This is a genomic window from Bifidobacterium imperatoris, assembly GCF_002860405.1.
In the GTDB taxonomy this organism is placed as follows: domain Bacteria; phylum Actinomycetota; class Actinomycetes; order Actinomycetales; family Bifidobacteriaceae; genus Bifidobacterium; species Bifidobacterium imperatoris.
In genome coordinates this window covers 185,376-202,426 of sequence record NZ_NMWV01000005.1, presented here as the reverse complement: position 1 = coordinate 202,426, position 17,051 = coordinate 185,376, and the positions used below count along the sequence as shown (strand labels likewise).

The 17,051-nt window shown below is 57.4% G+C and carries 18 protein-coding genes and 1 riboswitch; of the genes, 1 reads left to right on the top strand and 17 read right to left on the bottom strand.

The genetic code is table 11. The features are described 5' to 3' along the window. Positions 1 to 95: 95 nt before the first annotated feature. On the top strand, positions 96 to 773 hold the full coding sequence (locus tag Tam1G_RS02025; RefSeq protein ID WP_033890328.1) for a bactofilin family protein: 678 nt from the start codon (positions 96 to 98) through the stop codon (positions 771 to 773). Here the strand turns inward: Tam1G_RS02025 and Tam1G_RS02020 are convergent. From Tam1G_RS02020 to argB, 17 genes are all read right to left on the bottom strand, one after another. Then, positions 755 to 1,528: a TlyA family RNA methyltransferase gene (locus Tam1G_RS02020; protein WP_033890327.1), complete on the bottom strand. Its 774-nt coding sequence runs from the start codon at positions 1,526 to 1,528 to the stop codon at positions 755 to 757. The genes Tam1G_RS02025 and Tam1G_RS02020 overlap by 19 nt on opposite strands. 8 nt (positions 1,529 to 1,536) lie before the next feature. After that, on the bottom strand, positions 1,537 to 1,686 hold the full coding sequence (locus Tam1G_RS11585) for a hypothetical protein (protein WP_162832212.1): 150 nt from the start codon (positions 1,684 to 1,686) through the stop codon (positions 1,537 to 1,539). A 32-nt stretch (positions 1,687 to 1,718) separates the two neighbouring features. Then, positions 1,719 to 2,753, bottom strand: a complete 1,035-nt coding sequence (locus Tam1G_RS02015; RefSeq protein WP_033890326.1) for an HAD-IIA family hydrolase — start codon at positions 2,751 to 2,753, stop codon at positions 1,719 to 1,721. Positions 2,754 to 2,763: 10 nt separating this feature from the next. Beyond that, positions 2,764 to 4,539 (bottom strand): hypothetical protein, encoded by a 1,776-nt coding sequence (locus tag Tam1G_RS02010; protein WP_033890325.1) that lies wholly within the window; start codon positions 4,537 to 4,539, stop codon positions 2,764 to 2,766. A gap of 23 nt (positions 4,540 to 4,562) precedes the next feature. Next, positions 4,563 to 5,885 carry a tyrosine--tRNA ligase gene (tyrS, locus tag Tam1G_RS02005; RefSeq protein WP_033890324.1) on the bottom strand — a complete coding sequence of 441 codons (1,323 nt, stop codon included), beginning with the start codon at positions 5,883 to 5,885 and terminating at the stop codon, positions 4,563 to 4,565. A 145-nt stretch (positions 5,886 to 6,030) separates the two neighbouring features. Beyond that, entirely contained in the window at positions 6,031 to 6,855 is an 825-nt protein-coding gene (locus Tam1G_RS02000) for a putative ABC transporter permease (protein WP_033890323.1), read from the bottom strand. A gap of 10 nt (positions 6,856 to 6,865) precedes the next feature. Beyond that, positions 6,866 to 7,426 carry an HD domain-containing protein gene (locus Tam1G_RS01995; protein WP_101625265.1) on the bottom strand — a complete coding sequence of 187 codons (561 nt, stop codon included), beginning with the start codon at positions 7,424 to 7,426 and terminating at the stop codon, positions 6,866 to 6,868. 119 nt (positions 7,427 to 7,545) lie between these two features. Continuing rightward, the gene (locus Tam1G_RS01990) at positions 7,546 to 7,899 is read right to left on the bottom strand and encodes a rhodanese-like domain-containing protein (RefSeq protein WP_033890322.1); all 354 of its coding nucleotides are present in this window, start codon (positions 7,897 to 7,899) and stop codon (positions 7,546 to 7,548) included. A gap of 77 nt (positions 7,900 to 7,976) precedes the next feature. After that, positions 7,977 to 8,786 (bottom strand): thiazole biosynthesis adenylyltransferase ThiF, encoded by an 810-nt coding sequence (thiF, locus tag Tam1G_RS01985; protein ID WP_033890321.1) that lies wholly within the window; start codon positions 8,784 to 8,786, stop codon positions 7,977 to 7,979. Position 8,787: 1 nt separating this feature from the next. Further along, a complete protein-coding gene (locus tag Tam1G_RS01980; protein WP_101625264.1) occupies positions 8,788 to 9,657 on the bottom strand; it encodes a thiazole synthase in 870 nt (289 codons plus the stop codon). Positions 9,658 to 9,702: 45 nt separating this feature from the next. Continuing rightward, on the bottom strand, positions 9,703 to 9,897 hold the full coding sequence (gene thiS / locus Tam1G_RS01975) for a sulfur carrier protein ThiS (protein ID WP_101625263.1): 195 nt from the start codon (positions 9,895 to 9,897) through the stop codon (positions 9,703 to 9,705). A 167-nt stretch (positions 9,898 to 10,064) separates the two neighbouring features. Beyond that, positions 10,065 to 10,166: riboswitch (TPP riboswitch) on the bottom strand. A 93-nt stretch (positions 10,167 to 10,259) separates the two neighbouring features. Continuing rightward, positions 10,260 to 11,732: an argininosuccinate lyase gene (gene argH, locus Tam1G_RS01970; RefSeq protein ID WP_101625262.1), complete on the bottom strand. Its 1,473-nt coding sequence runs from the start codon at positions 11,730 to 11,732 to the stop codon at positions 10,260 to 10,262. Positions 11,733 to 11,854: 122 nt separating this feature from the next. Continuing rightward, entirely contained in the window at positions 11,855 to 13,093 is a 1,239-nt protein-coding gene (locus Tam1G_RS01965) for an argininosuccinate synthase (RefSeq protein WP_033890316.1), read from the bottom strand. Positions 13,094 to 13,179: 86 nt separating this feature from the next. Beyond that, on the bottom strand, positions 13,180 to 13,695 hold the full coding sequence (locus tag Tam1G_RS01960) for an arginine repressor (RefSeq protein WP_101625261.1): 516 nt from the start codon (positions 13,693 to 13,695) through the stop codon (positions 13,180 to 13,182). Beyond that, a complete protein-coding gene (argF, locus tag Tam1G_RS01955; protein WP_101625260.1) occupies positions 13,692 to 14,657 on the bottom strand; it encodes an ornithine carbamoyltransferase in 966 nt (321 codons plus the stop codon). Before argF ends, Tam1G_RS01960 begins: the two co-directional genes overlap by 4 nt. 119 nt (positions 14,658 to 14,776) lie before the next feature. Next, positions 14,777 to 16,072, bottom strand: a complete 1,296-nt coding sequence (locus Tam1G_RS01950; RefSeq protein WP_101625259.1) for an acetylornithine transaminase — start codon at positions 16,070 to 16,072, stop codon at positions 14,777 to 14,779. Next, positions 16,062 to 17,018: an acetylglutamate kinase gene (gene argB / locus Tam1G_RS01945; RefSeq protein WP_033890310.1), complete on the bottom strand. Its 957-nt coding sequence runs from the start codon at positions 17,016 to 17,018 to the stop codon at positions 16,062 to 16,064. Before argB ends, Tam1G_RS01950 begins: the two co-directional genes overlap by 11 nt. Positions 17,019 to 17,051: the final 33 nt, after the last annotated feature.

Here is a 17,051-nt window from a genome sequence, read left to right as displayed (position 1 = left end):
TCATCAATACCCCCTATTTTGTGAACATTGCTGACTCAACTACGTAGTTTTGTGCGTAAGCTGAGCCGCAGGACCCAAGCAAAGGGGGTACAACGATGTACACAGAAGATACGGGCGCCTCGGTGGTGCATAGTGGCGACTATGACCTTATCGATGTTGATCAAGACACTATATTCGCCAATGGTGTTCACTTCCACACCACAATGGTGGAAGGTACATTGCAGGCCAAACTCATTACCGGCGAGCGTCTCATTATCAATAACGGCACCGTACGATGTTCGGGCACAATTCGAGTAACCAGCATCAGCGGCTGTGGAACATTGGAGGTCAAAGGCAATCTGATATGCGACAGCATCGAATTGATTGGATCCTTGTATTCCGAAGGTAATATCCGCTGTTCAGGAGATCTAACGGTTACCGGAAAACTCAGCAATATTCACCGCATCAACGCAGACAGTGTGCATTTGAACGGCGTGGTTCAAGGCAATTCGATTTACGGGCGCACCCTGTTGATGCAACCATTATGCAGCACCATGTATTCGCGTTTCGGTATGACGAACTATCAGGAACGCAGCAATGTCAGCAACATTCATGCTCAGGAAGTGGACGCACATAAACTCACCTGCCAAACTTTGCATGCAGATACGGCAGCCTTACGTGATGGCAGCGCTGTGCAAAACGTCATATGCTCCACCACTTTGGGTCTTGACCGCACGTCAAATGTGCTACTGCTGGCAGGCAACTGCCAGCGTATTCATTTGCGCACTGCGTAAAGCAAATATTCCGCGTTACCGTGTGTGCCTTCAATCGGACTGTCTGCTGTGGCTTTCACCTGAAGATGATGTTGGGACGCGCAATCGACCACGGTTTGCAGCGCCTGCGCCCGCAATGCCGGATCCTCAACGATGCCGTTCTTGCCGAGGCCTGAACGGCCTACTTCGAACTGAGGTTTCACCAGCAATACAATCTGCGCACCCGGCTGGGTGATGCGTTCAATCACCGGAATCACATAGGTCAGTGAAATGAATGAGACATCGGAAACAATCATTTGCGGAGTGTATGGCAGGTCTTCAGCCTCGACTTCGCGAATATTGATTCCACTCATTTCGATGACTCGTTCATCGCCGGCGATGCGCGGATCAAGCTGCCCGTGGCCCACGTCCAATGCTACGACCTGTGCTGCTCCCCTACGCAGCAGCACATCAGTGAAACCGCCAGTAGAGGCACCGATATCCAAACAATGCAGATCACGCGGTGATGTGAGACCGGCATCCGCGAATGCGCCGAATGCGCCGAGCAGCTTGTATGCGCCGCGGGAAACGTAATCGTCGCCCTTGTCCACGGCGAGCTCGCTGTGCCCGGCTTTGACCATATAAGACGGTTTGGTGACGGTCTGGCCATCGACGCGCACATGGCCCGCTTTGATAAGTCGCTGAGCTTTGGCTCGCGATTCAACGAGCCCTGCGGCCACCAGCATCATATCGAGTCGATCAAGCGGGGTGGATGGGTCAAGTTCTGGTTGAGGCATGGATGCTCCTACTGCCGGCTGGTGTCGAGCTCGTGCTGCAACGCCGAAAGCACATCGCGAAACGCCTGGAGCTTGCCGTCGTTGTCTTTATGGTCAAGATCGGCAAGCTCAGGATAGCGTTCGGTGATTGGCGAATGGTCGGCGTTGCTATCACTCATTGTTGCTCCGTATTCCTGTATAAGAGCCCCGGTCAGAGTGCGAATACAGGCACGTTATGTTCGCTCAGGTCAGCGCCCTTATCCGCAGCTTCCCAAGCCGCGCATACTGCAGCGCGCAGACCATCGATGCTGCCGGCATCGCTCACCTGTACAGTGCCGTTCTCATACCATGCGCTGGCATTGCGGCATTGCCAAGTACCGTCTTCTGCTCGAACCGGCTCGGGTTGTGCGTTGGCTAGTTCACGCAGGTCTTTGGCAATGAACGTCGGCCGCAAATGCGCGGGAGCGAGCATCAGTTCCGTAGGATTGGTGACTCCGGTCAGCACGGCCAACGAATCGTAGCCGCCACGGTTGCCTGCTTCGATATCAGTATCCAGGCGATCACCAATGGCGATGGAGGATTCCTTAGGAACCAGATCATGACCTTCGGCGGCGTTCAGCTCGCGAGCCTCATCATACATGTAGGCTTCCGGCTTGCCAGCCGAAGCCACTGGTTCAACACCAGTAGCTGCAATGACGGCCTTAATCATCGAACCACAACCGGGTGCGATGCCCAGCTCACGCGGAATGGTCAGGTCCCGATTCGTGACGAAATACGTGGCTCCGGCTTCGACCGCGAAAGCGACGTCCGCCATCATCTGCCACGTCATCTGCGGATACCAGCCTTGGATGACGGCCTGAGGATGGTCGGTAGGACCTTCCACGATGGTCAAACCGTTACGCTTGACTTCTTCACGCAAATGGTCAGCACCCAATACCTGAACGCGGGCGCCAGCCGGCAGAGCCTTGGCTACCATGCGTGCGGCAACCACCGATGAGGTGATGACCTGCCAAGGCTCCACGTTCAGGCCGAAGCCCTTGAGCTGATCGGCTACCACATGCTGGAATCGCGAGGAATTATTGGTGGTGTATTCGATGGTCATGCCAGCATGTTCTGCGGCCTGAATGGATTCGGCCGCATACTCGACTGGATTCTTGCCTCGATACACCACACCATCGAGATCAAGCAGCGCAAGCTGATAGGTCTCGGCAAGGCTGCGACTGGTTCCTTTGAGGAATCGGGTCATACTTGCTTGGTCACTCCTCGTTGGATTCGTCAGAATCTTCGGAATCATTGGATTCCGACTGTTCATCAGCGTTTTCAGACTCGTCTTCGGACTTGTCTTCTGCGTTGTCGGCCTCTTCGGAGTCATCCACGGTGTCGACAGACTCGGATTCTGCGGAATCGTCATCGGATTCCTCTGCTTCTTCCGGCTCCAATTCTGGAGCGTACTGAGCGTCGGCCGGATCAATGCCCAGCTGCTCGAGTACTTCGGAATCGTCGGTCAACTCTTCAAGATCGTGGTCGATGACCACGTCTTCGCTGTTCTCGTCGAGGTCTTCGTCAGCGTACTGCTCTTCCAAACGGTCGAGCACGTCGTCAAGCTTCTCAGCTTCACCGCTGCGGCCAGCCTCCTCAAGGAAGTATTGCTCAGCCTGAATGGCACGCATGCGGTATTCACCCGGCAGACCCTGGGAACGGCCTACGGTGTGAACCACTTCGATGGCCTTATCCCACAGTTCCAAGTCACCCAAAGCGCCGGCGTACACCAGGAACATTTCCACCTTAGGAGCGCCGTGCAGCTGCTTGCCTTCCTCGGACTGGGCGATTTCCACAGCCTTCTTCGGGTTGCCAACACCGCGTTCGCAGTCGGCAATGAACGGCAGGTAATCCTGGAAGCCGTTCATGCGGTAAGCAGTGCGGAACTCACGCAGAGCCAGCTTGTAGTTGCCCTGACGGTAAGCCACGAAAGCCAGCGTCTCACGAGCGAAGTCGATGCGGGAAGCCTGACGGGCCACCCACTTGGCATGCTCAAGAGCCAGATCCGGATCCTTCTCCTCCAGCGCGTAGGCAGCCAGAATATGCAGACCGATGTTCTCGGCGTGCTCCTTGGACAGGCCGCGCAGACGTTCGCGCTCGTCCTTGGAAAGCATGGACCATTCCATGCCCTTCGGCATGCGCGGCTCGTCGGGGCGACGGGCCGTGTACGGGTTCTGGGAGGGGAAGCTCATCGTGCCGTCGGAGTTACGGCGCGGACGGCTCATGTATTCGCTGCGCTTGTTCTCGCGGTACTCGCGCTTCTCCTCGGCGTTGAATTCACGACGCTCGCCATCACGGCGATCATCGCGGCGGAAGTCCTTGCGATCATTGTCGCGGCGGAAGCCACCGCGATTATCGCGCTTATCATGATGGAAGTCGCGGCGCTCACCACCATCGCGGTTGAAGCCACGGTTATCACGACGGTCATCGTCACGGCGGAAGTTACGACGCTCACCGTCGCGATGGAAATCACGACGATCATTATCGCGGCGGTCATCGCGGCGGAAACCGCCACGCTCGCCATCACGGCGGAAGTTGCGACGGTCGCCATCGCGATGGAAATCACGACGATCGTTGTCGCGACGGAAATCGCGGCGCTCACCGTCATTGTGCTGGTAACGCGGGTTCTCGCCGGCCTCGCCATCACGGCGAGGCTTGAAACCACCGTCGCGGCGCGGACCACCCTTGTGGAAACCATCGCGGCGGAAACCGCCACGCTCGCCATCCTTGCGGAAGCCGCCCTTGTGGAAGCCACCGGACTTGCCATAGGACTTACGGAAACCACCGTTTTCGTTGCCTTCACCATCACGGCGAGGTGCATAGCCCTCGCCATCACGATGACGCGGCTTGAAACCCTCACCATCACGGCGAGGCTTGAAACCACCCTTGCCACGCGGCTTGAAACCCTTGCCGCCACGGTTGGAGGGGCGACGGTCGCCATAGGACTTATGGCCGCCGTAAGACTTGCCGGAACGCTCGTTACCTTCTGCCATCTACTTTTCCTTAATCCTTATACTTAACGGTTTTCCACGGCGCCGAGCGCCTTCTTGCCACGACGAATCAGAGCGAAGCGACCTGCGAGGAAATCATCCTCGCCGAGTACCTGCTCCTCATCCTCGATACGATTGTTGTTGAGGTACACGCCACCGGACTTGATGGCGCGGCGGGCCTCGGAACCAGACTTGAACAAGCCGGCTGCCTGAGCGGCATCAATCACACGATCGCCAGGCTTGGCAACCGGGAACACATGCTCGCCATTTTCATCAACGACCTTGAAACCATCCAGTACGGATTCAAGCGTCTCTTCGTCAATATCCTCAAGATTGCCGCCGCGTCCGAACAGAGCACCAGAAGCATCAATAGCGGCCTGGGTTGCAGCCTCACCATGCACAAAGCTGGTGACTTCCCAAGCAAGCGCCTTCTGCGCTTCGCGCTTGCCTGGGTTGGTCTTGGATTCCTCCACCAGGCGTTCAATCTCTGCCTTCGGCAGGAAGGTGAAGGCCTTCAACAAGCTCTCCATCTCCACATCCGGGCGGTTAATCCAGAACTGGTAGAACTTGTAGGGGCTGAGCATCGTGGCATCCAGCCACACAGCGTTGCCTTCGGACTTGCCGAACTTCTTGCCCTGTGCATCGGTGATAATCGGGCTGGTGAACACGTTCACATCCACGCCACGCACCTTATGAATCAGATCAAGGCCGGAGGTCAGATTGCCCCACTGGTCGGAGCCGCCAAGTTCCAGCGTGCAGTGGTATTCGTCGAATAGGTGCAGGAAGTCGTTACCCTGCAGCACCTGGTAGCTGAACTCGGTGAAGGAAATGCCTTCCTCGGAGTTGAGGCGGCGTGCCACCGTATCCTTGGCGAGCATGGTACCGAGGCGGAAGTTCTTGCCAACATCACGCAGGAAATCGATGACGCTCATCTGCGCGGTCCAATCATAGTTGGACACGAATCGCACCGGATTGACACCTTCGGTTTCCAGAATGCCGCCAATCTGGTTCTTCAAGCGCTCAGCCCAGCCGGCCACAACATCCTTCGGATTAAGCGTACGCTCGCCGGACTGGCGCGGGTCGCCAATCAAACCAGTCGCGCCACCGACCAAAGCAATCGGATGATGACCTGCAAGCTGCATGTGACGCATATTAATCAGTTGCACCAGGTTGCCGATATGTAGTGAGGCAGCGGTCGGGTCGAAACCACAGTAATAGGTGATCGGCTCGCCGTTCAGTGCCGCTGCGAGTCGATCCCGGTCCGTGGACTGGGAAATCAACCCGCGCCATTCCAGTTCCTCAAGCAGGGTGTTGAAACCCGCTTCCTTGAAGTCGGTGACGTGAGCCATAGCGTGTAGCTTCTCCCTATCGAATTGTGTGATATACGATGCTTAATTCTGTTTTCAAGCGTCTATAAGTCTCGCAGAACACACCGACAGTGTCAGAGGAGCGGGTTTCTTTAGTGAATCAACGTCTTGAGTATCATCACTAAGCTCAGCGGCGATACAGCTTCTCCAGGGTTTCGCGCAACTGCTGGAGCGTCTCATTATTATTCGTGGTTTTCAATCGCGGGAAGGACGCAATCATACGGCGCTGCTGACGGTTGAACACGGAATCAGCAGCATCCTTGACACGCATCATAAATTCGGAAGACATCTCCTTGCCGCTCTGCCAAGACTCACCGACCTTCTGCCCGACCACGGATGGCATACCGCCGAATTTATCGGTGGCCCCGGATACCGCATCTCCCACTTTCTCGCGTACCGCATCACCATACTTGGCCACAGCAAGCTTGAACTGTTCGAGGCTCTGTTCGAAGTTCACAATGCCGCATACGGTGACGATGGTGTCGGCAATGGTCAGCGCCATCAGCACGATGAACAGCACATGAATCACTTGCAGTGGAATCATATTGGTTACTCGCACGACCTGCGGCTGAATCACATCCACAATCAGCACTCCCCCGATGCCGAACACCACGGCACCGAGCAAGCAAATGCGGCCGTTGAGATTGAACCGAAAGTGCGAATAATCCCACCAACGTGCGTGGAATAGTTGTTCCATAGCCCATGAGGTGAAGTATTCAAGCACTGATGCGCCAATCATCGCCAGCAGGAACAAGGCCACGGGATTATGAATGTGACCGAGAATCACCACGCCGGCCACCGCGCCCGTACCATAGATTGGGCAAAGCGGACCGTTCAGGAATCCACGGTTCACCCAGCGATGCTGCTGGATGGAAACCAAGATCGATTCATAGACCCAACCGGCGAAACTGTAGAAAATAAACCAGAGGAACAGGTATTCAAGAAACAGCATCACGATGGGATCACCGGCCTTGTGTGATTTCCGGTCGCAGGCGGCTCGGCTGCAGGGCTGCACTGAGTGGCTTGGCCGGCAATGCCTTCTTATGGAATCGGCCCATCGAGAACGTTTCTCGGGTGGCGGAAATCTTATCCGCCAGCGTAACCAGATATCCTTCGATATAGCGCGGCGGGATTGGCGTCATGGGGAACATATGCTTTTCGATGCTGTCGCGCTCGATGGCATTGAGTTTGAAATCTTTGAGCGCATTGACCAGCGCTGCATGGCCGTGGGTAAAGCCATGCCAGCGATGGGTGCCGTTATCCCAGTCATGCCAATCGTAAAGGAAATAATCATGCAGCAGCGCCGCACGGATCAGGGATTTCACGTTTACGCGACGCCACAGGTGCGCACGGTCTGCCATCCATACAGCCAAGCATGCCACGCGGATGGAATGCGCGAATGTGGTGATGTTGCCATGCTGATAGCAGCAGCGTTCAATCTCCATGTGATGATGTTCGATGATTTCGCTGCCATGCTTGGCAACCAGTTGTTGAATCTGCGTACGAGTGAGCAGACGTCCCACGATATCGGGCTCCTCGGAATTGTTCGGTTAGTACTTATCGTCGTTGCCGATTGTAAGACAAGTGCAGAACGCCTGAACTCATTCGCTCGGATGATTATGCAGTGAACTACGCGCCCGACTTATGCCCTTTGAGCTGCCAAATACTGCTGGTAAGCATGGAATCCGCCGTCAAGGCTCGCCACTTCATAGCCACGGTCGGCAAGGATTTCAGCGACTTCTTCGCTCCACCAGCCTTCAGCGCAGTAGACGATGACCTTGCGATCTTTCGGTACGTTTTTGAGCACATGCGCCAATGGGTCGAGCGGTGCGTTGATGGCACCTTCAATCGGATGCGCTTCCACATCTGCTGGTTCTCGCAAATCCAGCAACGTAACTGTTGCCGGATCAAGCGCCGCAAACTCAGCCGGCGTGATATGACTGAACACCGGTTCTTCGGCGTCCGCTTCCGGATGGTTATGCAATGCGATGGGCATAACTAGTACTCCCCCTTCATCATTCCGGCTCCTCCGGAGAGGAACCGGAACCATTATCAAACGGTGCTCAATGGCACTCAGATGGCACAAGCCGGCTGAACATAGTTGGCCGGATCGATTGACGTGATGGTTGGATGTTCACCACACACCGGGCAATCCGGCACATGCTTGGGCAACGGCACACGGCGAATGTTCATCGTCAACGCATCAACGGTGAGCATGCGGCCAATCAACGGCTCCCCCACTCCAACGATGAGCTTGGCAGCTTCAGTGGCTTCAATGCTGCCGATGATGCCCACCACGGCGCCGAGCACACCGGCCTCTTTGCAGGTCGGGATCTCTCCGGCCGCAGGCATATCGCGGAAAATGCATCGGTAGCACGGCCCTTCGCCAGGCACGACGGTCATGACCTGACCGGAGAATCCCACAACACCCGCATGAATGTATGGCTTATTCGCCAGCACGCAAGCGTCATTGATAAGGAATTTCGCCGCAAAATTATCCGTGGCATCAATCACCAAATCATATGGCTCGATGAGTGCGCTGATATTGCTGGCATCTACCAGTTCGCGGTGAGTCTTAATCTGCACGTCTGGGTTCAACGCGCGAATGGATGCCGCAGCTGATTCCACCTTGGGGGTGCCAACCGAGGCGGTGGTATGGATAATCTGACGCTGCAGGTTGCTCAAATCGACCACATCGCCGTCGACCAAACCGATACGACCCACGCCGGCAGCGGCAAGGTAGAGCGCTGCTGGTGAGCCGAGGCCACCGGCACCAATGATGAGCACACTGGAAGCCAGTAGACGCTTTTGACCTTTAACGCCCACGCCCTTCAGAATCAGGTGACGAGCGTAACGCTCCACTTGTTCGTCTGACAGTGCCATATCAGTGCAGGTATCCGGTGGTGGGGCTGGACGGCACGGCCTGGCCTTCGGTCACCTTGCCAAGACCGGAGAGATAGGCGGCGCGGCCGGCGTTGATGGCGTTCTTGAAGGCTTCAGCCATCAGTGGAATGTTGCCAGCGGATGCCACGGCAGTGTATGCCATGACTGCATCGGCACCCATTTCCATCGCATCGCAGGCCTGGCTTGGGCGACCGATGCCAGCGTCGATGATCACCGGCACATGCGCATTAGCGATGATGATTTCGATGAAGTCGCGCATGCGCAAGCCCATGTTGGAGCCAATCAGCGAGCCCAGCGGCATCACGGCCGCGGCACCAGCTTCTTCGAGCTGGCGTGCCGCAATCGGATCGGGGAACATGTAGGGCATGACCACGAAACCTTCCTTGGCCAGCATTTCAGTGGCGCGGATGGTTTCGGCGTTATCCGGCAAGAGGTACTTGGTTTCATGCTCGATTTCGACCTTGACGAAGTCGGTATGGCAAACCTCGCGGGCCAGACGGGCGATACGCACGGCTTCCTCGGCGTTGCGGGCACCGGAAGTGTTCGGCAGCAGCGTGATGCCTTCCGGAATGTAATCAAGCACACTGTTTTCAGTGGTTTGCGCACGGCGCAGTGCCATCGTGACGATCTGTGTACCGGCATGCTCCACAGTAGCTTTGATCAAGTTCAGGTCATAGCGGCCGGATCCCAGAATGAATCGGGACTGGAATTCGTGACCTCCCAGATTGAGCGGCTTGTCTTCCACCGGCAGCATCGGCGCTGCGGTACCGACGGGATTGACGACTTTGGGCTGTGGCGGCAACGGCGTCGCCTCAACGGATGCTTCGGTAACTGGATTGATATTCATGATGTTTCCTTCTTTGGATTGGCTTGTAAGAGCGCTGAAGCTTTGTGCTCAGCCGCCTTGCACAAACTGGACGATTTCCATGACGCACTGGTCGTCGAGCATGGCCTCACCACGCTTTTCGCGCGGAATAATCTCTCCGTTGAGTTCGATGGCCACGCGCTCGGCTCGAAAACCGTGAGTTTCCAAGTAGTCGGTCACGCTGACCGGCGCTTCGAGCTTGACCTGCTCTCCGTTAACCTGCATTCGCATCCCTTCCTGATACTAAAAAAGGGTGCACGAAACGAACCGTACCTTAAGTGGTGCGCCCATTCATGAACCCAGTCATGCGACCGTGCATGGCTGATGGCGCATTGGCTACACCACAAGCCGCACACGGCTTAGTTATACGTACGAACTGTGGCGAACCCAACAAATCTGTAATCAACGATTCCTTACGGCGGCATGACCCGCGTCAAGTTCCCCGGTCGAAGCTGGCGCTTCCTCTCAGCCTTGCGGCTCCCGTTCGTTACGATTACTCAGTGTAAGTGCGGCGCGTGACATACGACGGCATACAAAAAACGGCTCCCCGCTGTAGTGCGAGGAGCCGGAAGACTATCGGCAAACGATTAGAACGTGCCGGGAGCCTTGTAGGCGGAACCGTCGGACGTGGAGGCCGGGAAGAGCTTCAGCTCTTCAATCTGCGCCTTGGCGTCCACAATCTGCTCGCGCACGCGACCATAGGCGGTGCCACCCTTGCCATTGCGGGAATCCACGGAACCGTGGCTAGAGAGCACTTCGCGCACGCCCGGAGCCTTTTCGGCCGGCAGGAATGCAGCGAAGGTGTCGATAAAGTCCTGATCGGTCAGGTCCCAAAGTTCCTGGCCACGGCCTTCGGCGATCTTGACGCAGGCGCCGGAAAGCTCGTGGGCGTGGCGGAACGGTACACCGTTCTTGACCAGCCATTCGGCGATATCGGTGGCCAGAGCGAAGCCGGTCGGGGCTTCCTCTTCCAGACGCTCGGCATCGAAGTGCATGGTTTTGACCATGCCGGTGAAGGCGGGCAGCAGCACTTCGAGGGTATCCACCTGGTCGAAGACCGCCTCCTTGTCTTCCTGCAGATCGCGGGCGTAGGCGGTCGGCAGGCCCTTCAGGGTGGCCAAGAGACCGGTCAGGTCGCCAATCAGGCGGCCGGACTTGCCACGGGCCAGTTCGGCGATATCCGGGTTCTTCTTCTGCGGCATGATGGAGGAGCCGGTGGAGTAGCCGTCGTCGAGCTTGACGAAGGCGAATTCCTGAGTGTTCCAGATGATGATTTCCTCGGACAAGCGGGAGATATCCACGCCGGTCATGGCGGCCACGAAAGCGAATTCGGCCACGAGATCGCGGGCTGCGGTGCCGTCGATGGAATTGTCGGTCACGCGAGAGAAGCCAAGCTCGCGGGCCACAGCTTCCGGATCGAGGCCAAGCGTGTTGCCGGCGAGTGCGCCGGAACCGTACGGGGAGGCGTTGATGCGCTTGTCCCAGTCGATGAGGCGCTGCACGTCGCGAATGAGCGGCCATGCGTGGGCCATCAACTGGTGCGCGAGCAGCACCGGCTGGGCGTGCTGCATGTGGGTACGGCCCGGCATCACGGTGCGTCCGGCCTTCTCGGACTGTTCGATCAGCGCGTTGACAAGGTCAAGTAGCAGTCCGGCGATCACGCGGGAGTGGCGGCGCAGCCACATGCGAATCAGGCAGGCGATCTGGTCGTTGCGGGAACGACCGGCACGGAGCTTGCCGCCGAGTTCGTCGCCGGCAATGTCAATCAGACCACGTTCGAGTGCGGTGGCCTCGTCCTCGTCATCTTCGATTGGAGCGAAGGAGCCATCATCCACATGGCGCTGCAGGGTGTCGAGCGCATCCTCCATGCGCTGCAATTCGTCGGCAGTCAACAGACCTGCGCGGCCGAGTGCACGGGCGTGGGCACGGGAACCGGCGATATCATCATCAGCCAATCGCCAGTCGAACTGGGTGGACTTACTCAGTCGAGCCAGTTCCGGGGACGGACCGGAGGTGAAACGGCCACCCCACAGTGCCAGATGTTCATTGTTTTCAGGCATGAATCACTCCTTATACGCAAAAACGGCTGCACTAAGCGTATCAGCGCGTTCAAACATGGGTCATATGACAAATAAGCTCCCCTCAATGAGGGGAGCTACACAGCAGCGTCGAAAAGTAATTATTACTCCACGGTGTTTGTGGGGACTTCGATGCCGTTGCCGAACTTCACGTCGCGGGCTGCGGCCACACGGGACGGCAGGCCGTAGATGTCGATGAAGCCGTTGGAGGACTTGGAATCGAAGCTGTCGCCAGAATCATAGGTGGCGAGCTTGTAATCGTACAGCGAGGAGTCGGAACGACGACCGGTCACCACGGCACGACCACCATGCAGGGTCATGCGAATCTCACCGGAGACGTACTTCTGAGTATCTTCGATAAAGGCGTTCAGGGACTGGGTTGCCGGGGAGAACCACTGCGCATCGTAGACCAGCTCGGCCCAACGCTTGTCGATATCGCGCTTAATGCGGTGCTGTTCACGCTCAAGGCAGCAGTTTTCGAGTTCCTGGTGGGCGGTGATCAGAGCCACGGCACCCGGAGCCTCGTACAGCTCGCGGGACTTGATGCCGACCAGACGATCCTCAATCAGGTCGATACGGCCGATGCCCTGGGCGCCGGCGCGGCGGTTCATCTCTTCGATGGCCTGAAGCGGAGTGACATCGCGGCCGTCGATCTTGACCGGAATACCCTGCTTGAACTCGATGACCACTTCATCTTCGACCGGAGGGAAGGCCGGATCGTCGGTGTAGGAGTAGCAGTCCTTGGTCGGGCCGTTCCACGGATCCTCGAGGAAGCCGGTCTCGATGGCGCGGCCCCACACGTTCTGATCGATGGAGTACGGGGACTTCTCGGTCTGGGTGATTGGCAGCTTGTGCTCCTTGGCGAACGCGATTTCCACGTCACGGGTCAGAGCGAGATCACGAATCGGGCTGATGGCCTTCAGGGTCGGGTCGATGGCGGCGATGGACACCTCGAAACGAACCTGGTCATTGCCCTTGCCGGTGCAGCCGTGGGAGATGGTGTCGGCGCCGAACTGGTGGGCGGCACGCACGAGGTGCTTGGAGATCAGCGGGCGGGAGATGGCGGAGACCAGCGGGTACACGCCTTCGTACATGGCGTTGGCCTTAAGGGCCTTCATGCAGTACTCGTTGGCGAACTCGTCACGAGCGTCCACCACGTAGGATTCCACGGCACCGCAGGCGAGAGCGCGCTGCTTGATGGTCTCGAGGCTTTCTCCACCCTGACCGACGTCGAGGGATACGGCGACGACATCCTTGCCGGTGCGCTCCTTCAGGTACGAGATGGCGACGGAGGTATCGAGACCACCGGAATAGGCCAGAACAATGCGCTTGTTATCTGCCATTGATTCCCTTTCCTAAACAATCAAAAACAAACTGAGTGCAATTATATACAGAGCTATGCATATTTATGCATGGGCGTGTTGGAGAATTATTTGGAGGCGAGGGCGAGGAGCCAGTCGGCTCGCCCGGCTGCGGTATCGTCATCCGTGCAGATGACCAGCACCGTATCGTCTCCGGCAATAGTGCCAAGCACACCATCGATAGGCTGCTTATCCACCACGGAAGCCACATATTGCGCGGCACCAGAAGGCGTATGCACCACGATGAGGTTACGAGCAGCGGCAACCGAAGTGACCAGGCCACTGAGCACTCGGGCCATCTGAGCTTCGGACCGCTCCCCTACAACAACTTCTCCCTCGCCTGCGGTCGCGCCTCGATCAACCGCATATGCCACAGTGCCATCTTTAAGACGCGTTTTTACCGCATGCATCTCGTCAAGATCACGGCTCAGCGTTGCCTGAGTCACCACAATGCCCTCATCAATCAGAATTTTGGACAACTGCGATTGCGATGTGACGATATGCGTGGCCAGCGCCTGCTCAATGGCACTCAGTCGAGCGGCCCTGGTGGCGGGCCGCTGCAACGATGAAGAGGAATCGCTCATGCCAGCAGGCTTTCGTCTCCACGAGCCTTGCCTGCGAGCCAGGTCATCAAAGCCTTCTGCGCATGCAGACGGTTCTCAGCCTCATCCCACACCACAGACTGCGGGCCGTCAATCACTTCAGCAGTGACTTCCTTGCCACGGTAAGCAGGCAGGCAGTGCTGGAACAGCGCGTCCGGCTTGGCGAGCGCCATGAGTTCGGCGTTGACCTGATAGTTCCAGAACGGCTTGGAACGAATGGCGTATTCGGCTTCCTCACCCATCGAAACCCAGGTGTCAGTGAAGATGCAGTCGGCATCCTTCACGGCTTCCTTGGCATCAGTGGTGACCAGAATGGAGCCACCGTTTTCAGCTGCGATACGCTCGGCATCGGCGACGATGTCCGGACGCGGCAGATAGCCTTGAGGACCGGCTACGCGCACGTTCATACCAGCCACGGCACCGCCGAGCAGGTAGGAGTTGGACATGTTGTTGGCGGCATCGCCCACGTAGGCGATAGTCTGGTTCTTCAGGTTATCCACGCCGCCGCGATGTTCAGCGATGGTTTGGAAGTCCGCCAGGATCTGGCAGGGGTGGAAGTCGTCGGTCAGGGCGTTGATCACCGGATGAGTGGAGTACTTGGCCATTTCTTCCACTCGGTCCTGGCCGAAAGTACGCCAGACCACACCGTATGCCATACGATCGAGTACACGAGCGGTATCAGCCACCGGCTCGCCACGGCCCAGCTGTGAGCCGGACTTGTCGATGACCAGCGGATAACCGCCCAGTTCGGCCACGCCGATGGAGAAGCTGGAACGGGTGCGGGTGGACGGCTTGTCAAACAGCACGGCGACGGCTTGCGGGCCGGCGAATGGCTGCTTGTAGAAGCGATCATGATGGAACTTGATGGCAAGTTCCAGAACCTGCTTCTGCTCCTCATGGTTGAGGTCATCGTCGCGCAACATGTGGCGAAGTTCGGGGGTCATATTGGTCTCCTTTTATTACGGGTAACGCGGGGACTCCACTCAGTCAGCTTTGCTGACAGCTCCCCTTACAGAGGTGAGCCGGAGAGAAAAGTCAAGTACCGTTACGGTTTTCCCTTAATTCAGTCGTTAGGCAGGTCAGTCGGAACGCTCTTGAGCACTGCCAAAGCCTGATCAACGTCTTCGGCGGTGACGATCAGCGGCGGTGCGAAACGCAGCGCATCAGGTGCTACGGCATTCACAATCAACCCATGTTCAAGGCAGTAGTTCATTACCGCGTGAGCGCACGGATGCTTCAGTTCCACGGCATCCAGCAGGCCGCGGCCTCGCACGGATACGTACAGCGGATTGCCTGTGGCCATGATTCCTTCGCGCAGCTGCTTGCCGCGTTCTTCGGCGTTCGCCACAAGGTTTTCCTCCTCGATCACACCGATGGTGGCAAGACCTGCCGCAGCGCCTAGCGGATTGCCGGCGAATGTGGAACCGTGAGAACCCGGGGTGAACAGCGATGCGAGCTTGGCGCCGAAGGCAATCATGCCACCCATCGGGAAGCCGCCGGCCACACCTTTGGCGAAAGTGATCATGTCCGGGGTCACGCCACCGGAAAGTTCCTCGTTCTGGAATGCGAACCAGGAACCGGTACGGCCCATGCCGGTCTGCACCTCGTCAATGATGAGCAGCGCATGATTGATGTCACACATCTCACGCACGAACTTCACATAGTCAGCGCCCACAGGCTTGACGCCTGCCTCACCTTGGATGAGCTCGAGAATCACCGCGGCCACAGGACCCTTACCGTAATGGCCGAGACCGGTTTGCGCGAACGCATCATGCAAAGCGAACTTGTCTCCGGCACGCACGAATTCGATATTCGGCACCAGTGGATCATAGGGCTTACGGATTCCCGGTTTCCATGTTGCGGAAAGCGCGCCCATCGTACGACCGTGGAATCCATGAGTCATGGCGATGATACGAGCCGGCTTACCACCCACGGCAGGCAGTGCGCCGGGCAATGTGCGGCCATACAGCTTCGCCAGCTTCAACGCCGCTTCATTACCTTCGGCACCGGAGTTGCCGAAGTAGACCTTGGAACCTTCGGGAGCGCCAGCGAGCTTGACCAGCTTGGCTGCGAGCTCAATCTGCGGCTCGGACGCGAAATAATTGCTGATGTGCGCGACCTTTGCCGCTTGATCGGCAACCGCCTTAACCCACTTGGGGTGTGCGTAGCCCAGCGAATTAACGGCAATGCCCGCCAGGAAATCGAGGTATTCGTTACCGTCCACGTCCCAGACATGAGCACCCTGGCCATGATCCATAACGCGCAGCGGGATGCCGAACACGTTCATATGAACTTGGGAGTACTCCCCCAGCCACTTGCTGTCTTCAGCGCCCAACGTTTCCTTATGCTCAGTAGACATATGAGCTCCTCATTTCCAGTCCATCCTCAGGCACGACCATAGTGCCGATACCTGCGGAAGTGAATATCTCATTCAAGATGGAGTGCGGTTTGCGACCATCAATGATGTGTGCCTGAGGCACGCCGCCATCAATAGCACGCACGCAAGCTTCCATCTTCGGGCGCATACCGGATTCCAGATCCGGCAGCATGTCACGCAGATTCTCCACGCCGATACGGCCAATCAGAGAGTTCTTGTCCGGCCAATCGGCATACAGACCATCCACGTCGGTCAGAATCACCAGCTTGTGGGCGCCAACAGCGGCAGCCAATGCGGCGGCGGCGGAATCGGCGTTCACATTCAACACTTCAGTGGCGTCTTCTTCATTCGGAGCCACGGAAGACACCACAGGAATACGGCCTGCGGATACCAGATCTTCCACAGCGGAGGCGTCTACAGACACCACATCGCCAACCAGACCAATATCCGTAGGGGTGCCGTCGATAACCGGCTTGCGCTGGGTTGCGGAGAACAGGCCACCATCCTCACCAGATAGGCCCACTGCCAACGGACCATGCGCATTGATCAGACCCACCAGTTCGCGGGAAACCTTACCGGTCAACACCATGCGCACCACATCCATGGCTTCAGGAGTCGTGACGCGCAGGCCGCCCTTGAATTCGGATTTGATGCCCAGAGCTTTCAACATGTGGGAGATCTGCGGGCCGCCACCGTGCACCACGATCGGGTGAATGCCCACCTGACGCAGAAACACCATGTCTTCCGCGAAGCATTGCTTCAAATGTTCGTCGACCATAGCGTTGCCGCCATATTTGACCACAATGCGCTGGCCGGCAAACTCTTCCAACCACGGCAATGCCTCAATCAGCACTTCCGCTTTCTGATCGGCGCGCAAATCCGTATGCACGTCAAAATGGAACCCAGGTCCCTTTAATTCCGTAGCCATAAATCTATTATTTCCCCTCATAGTTATTCAACG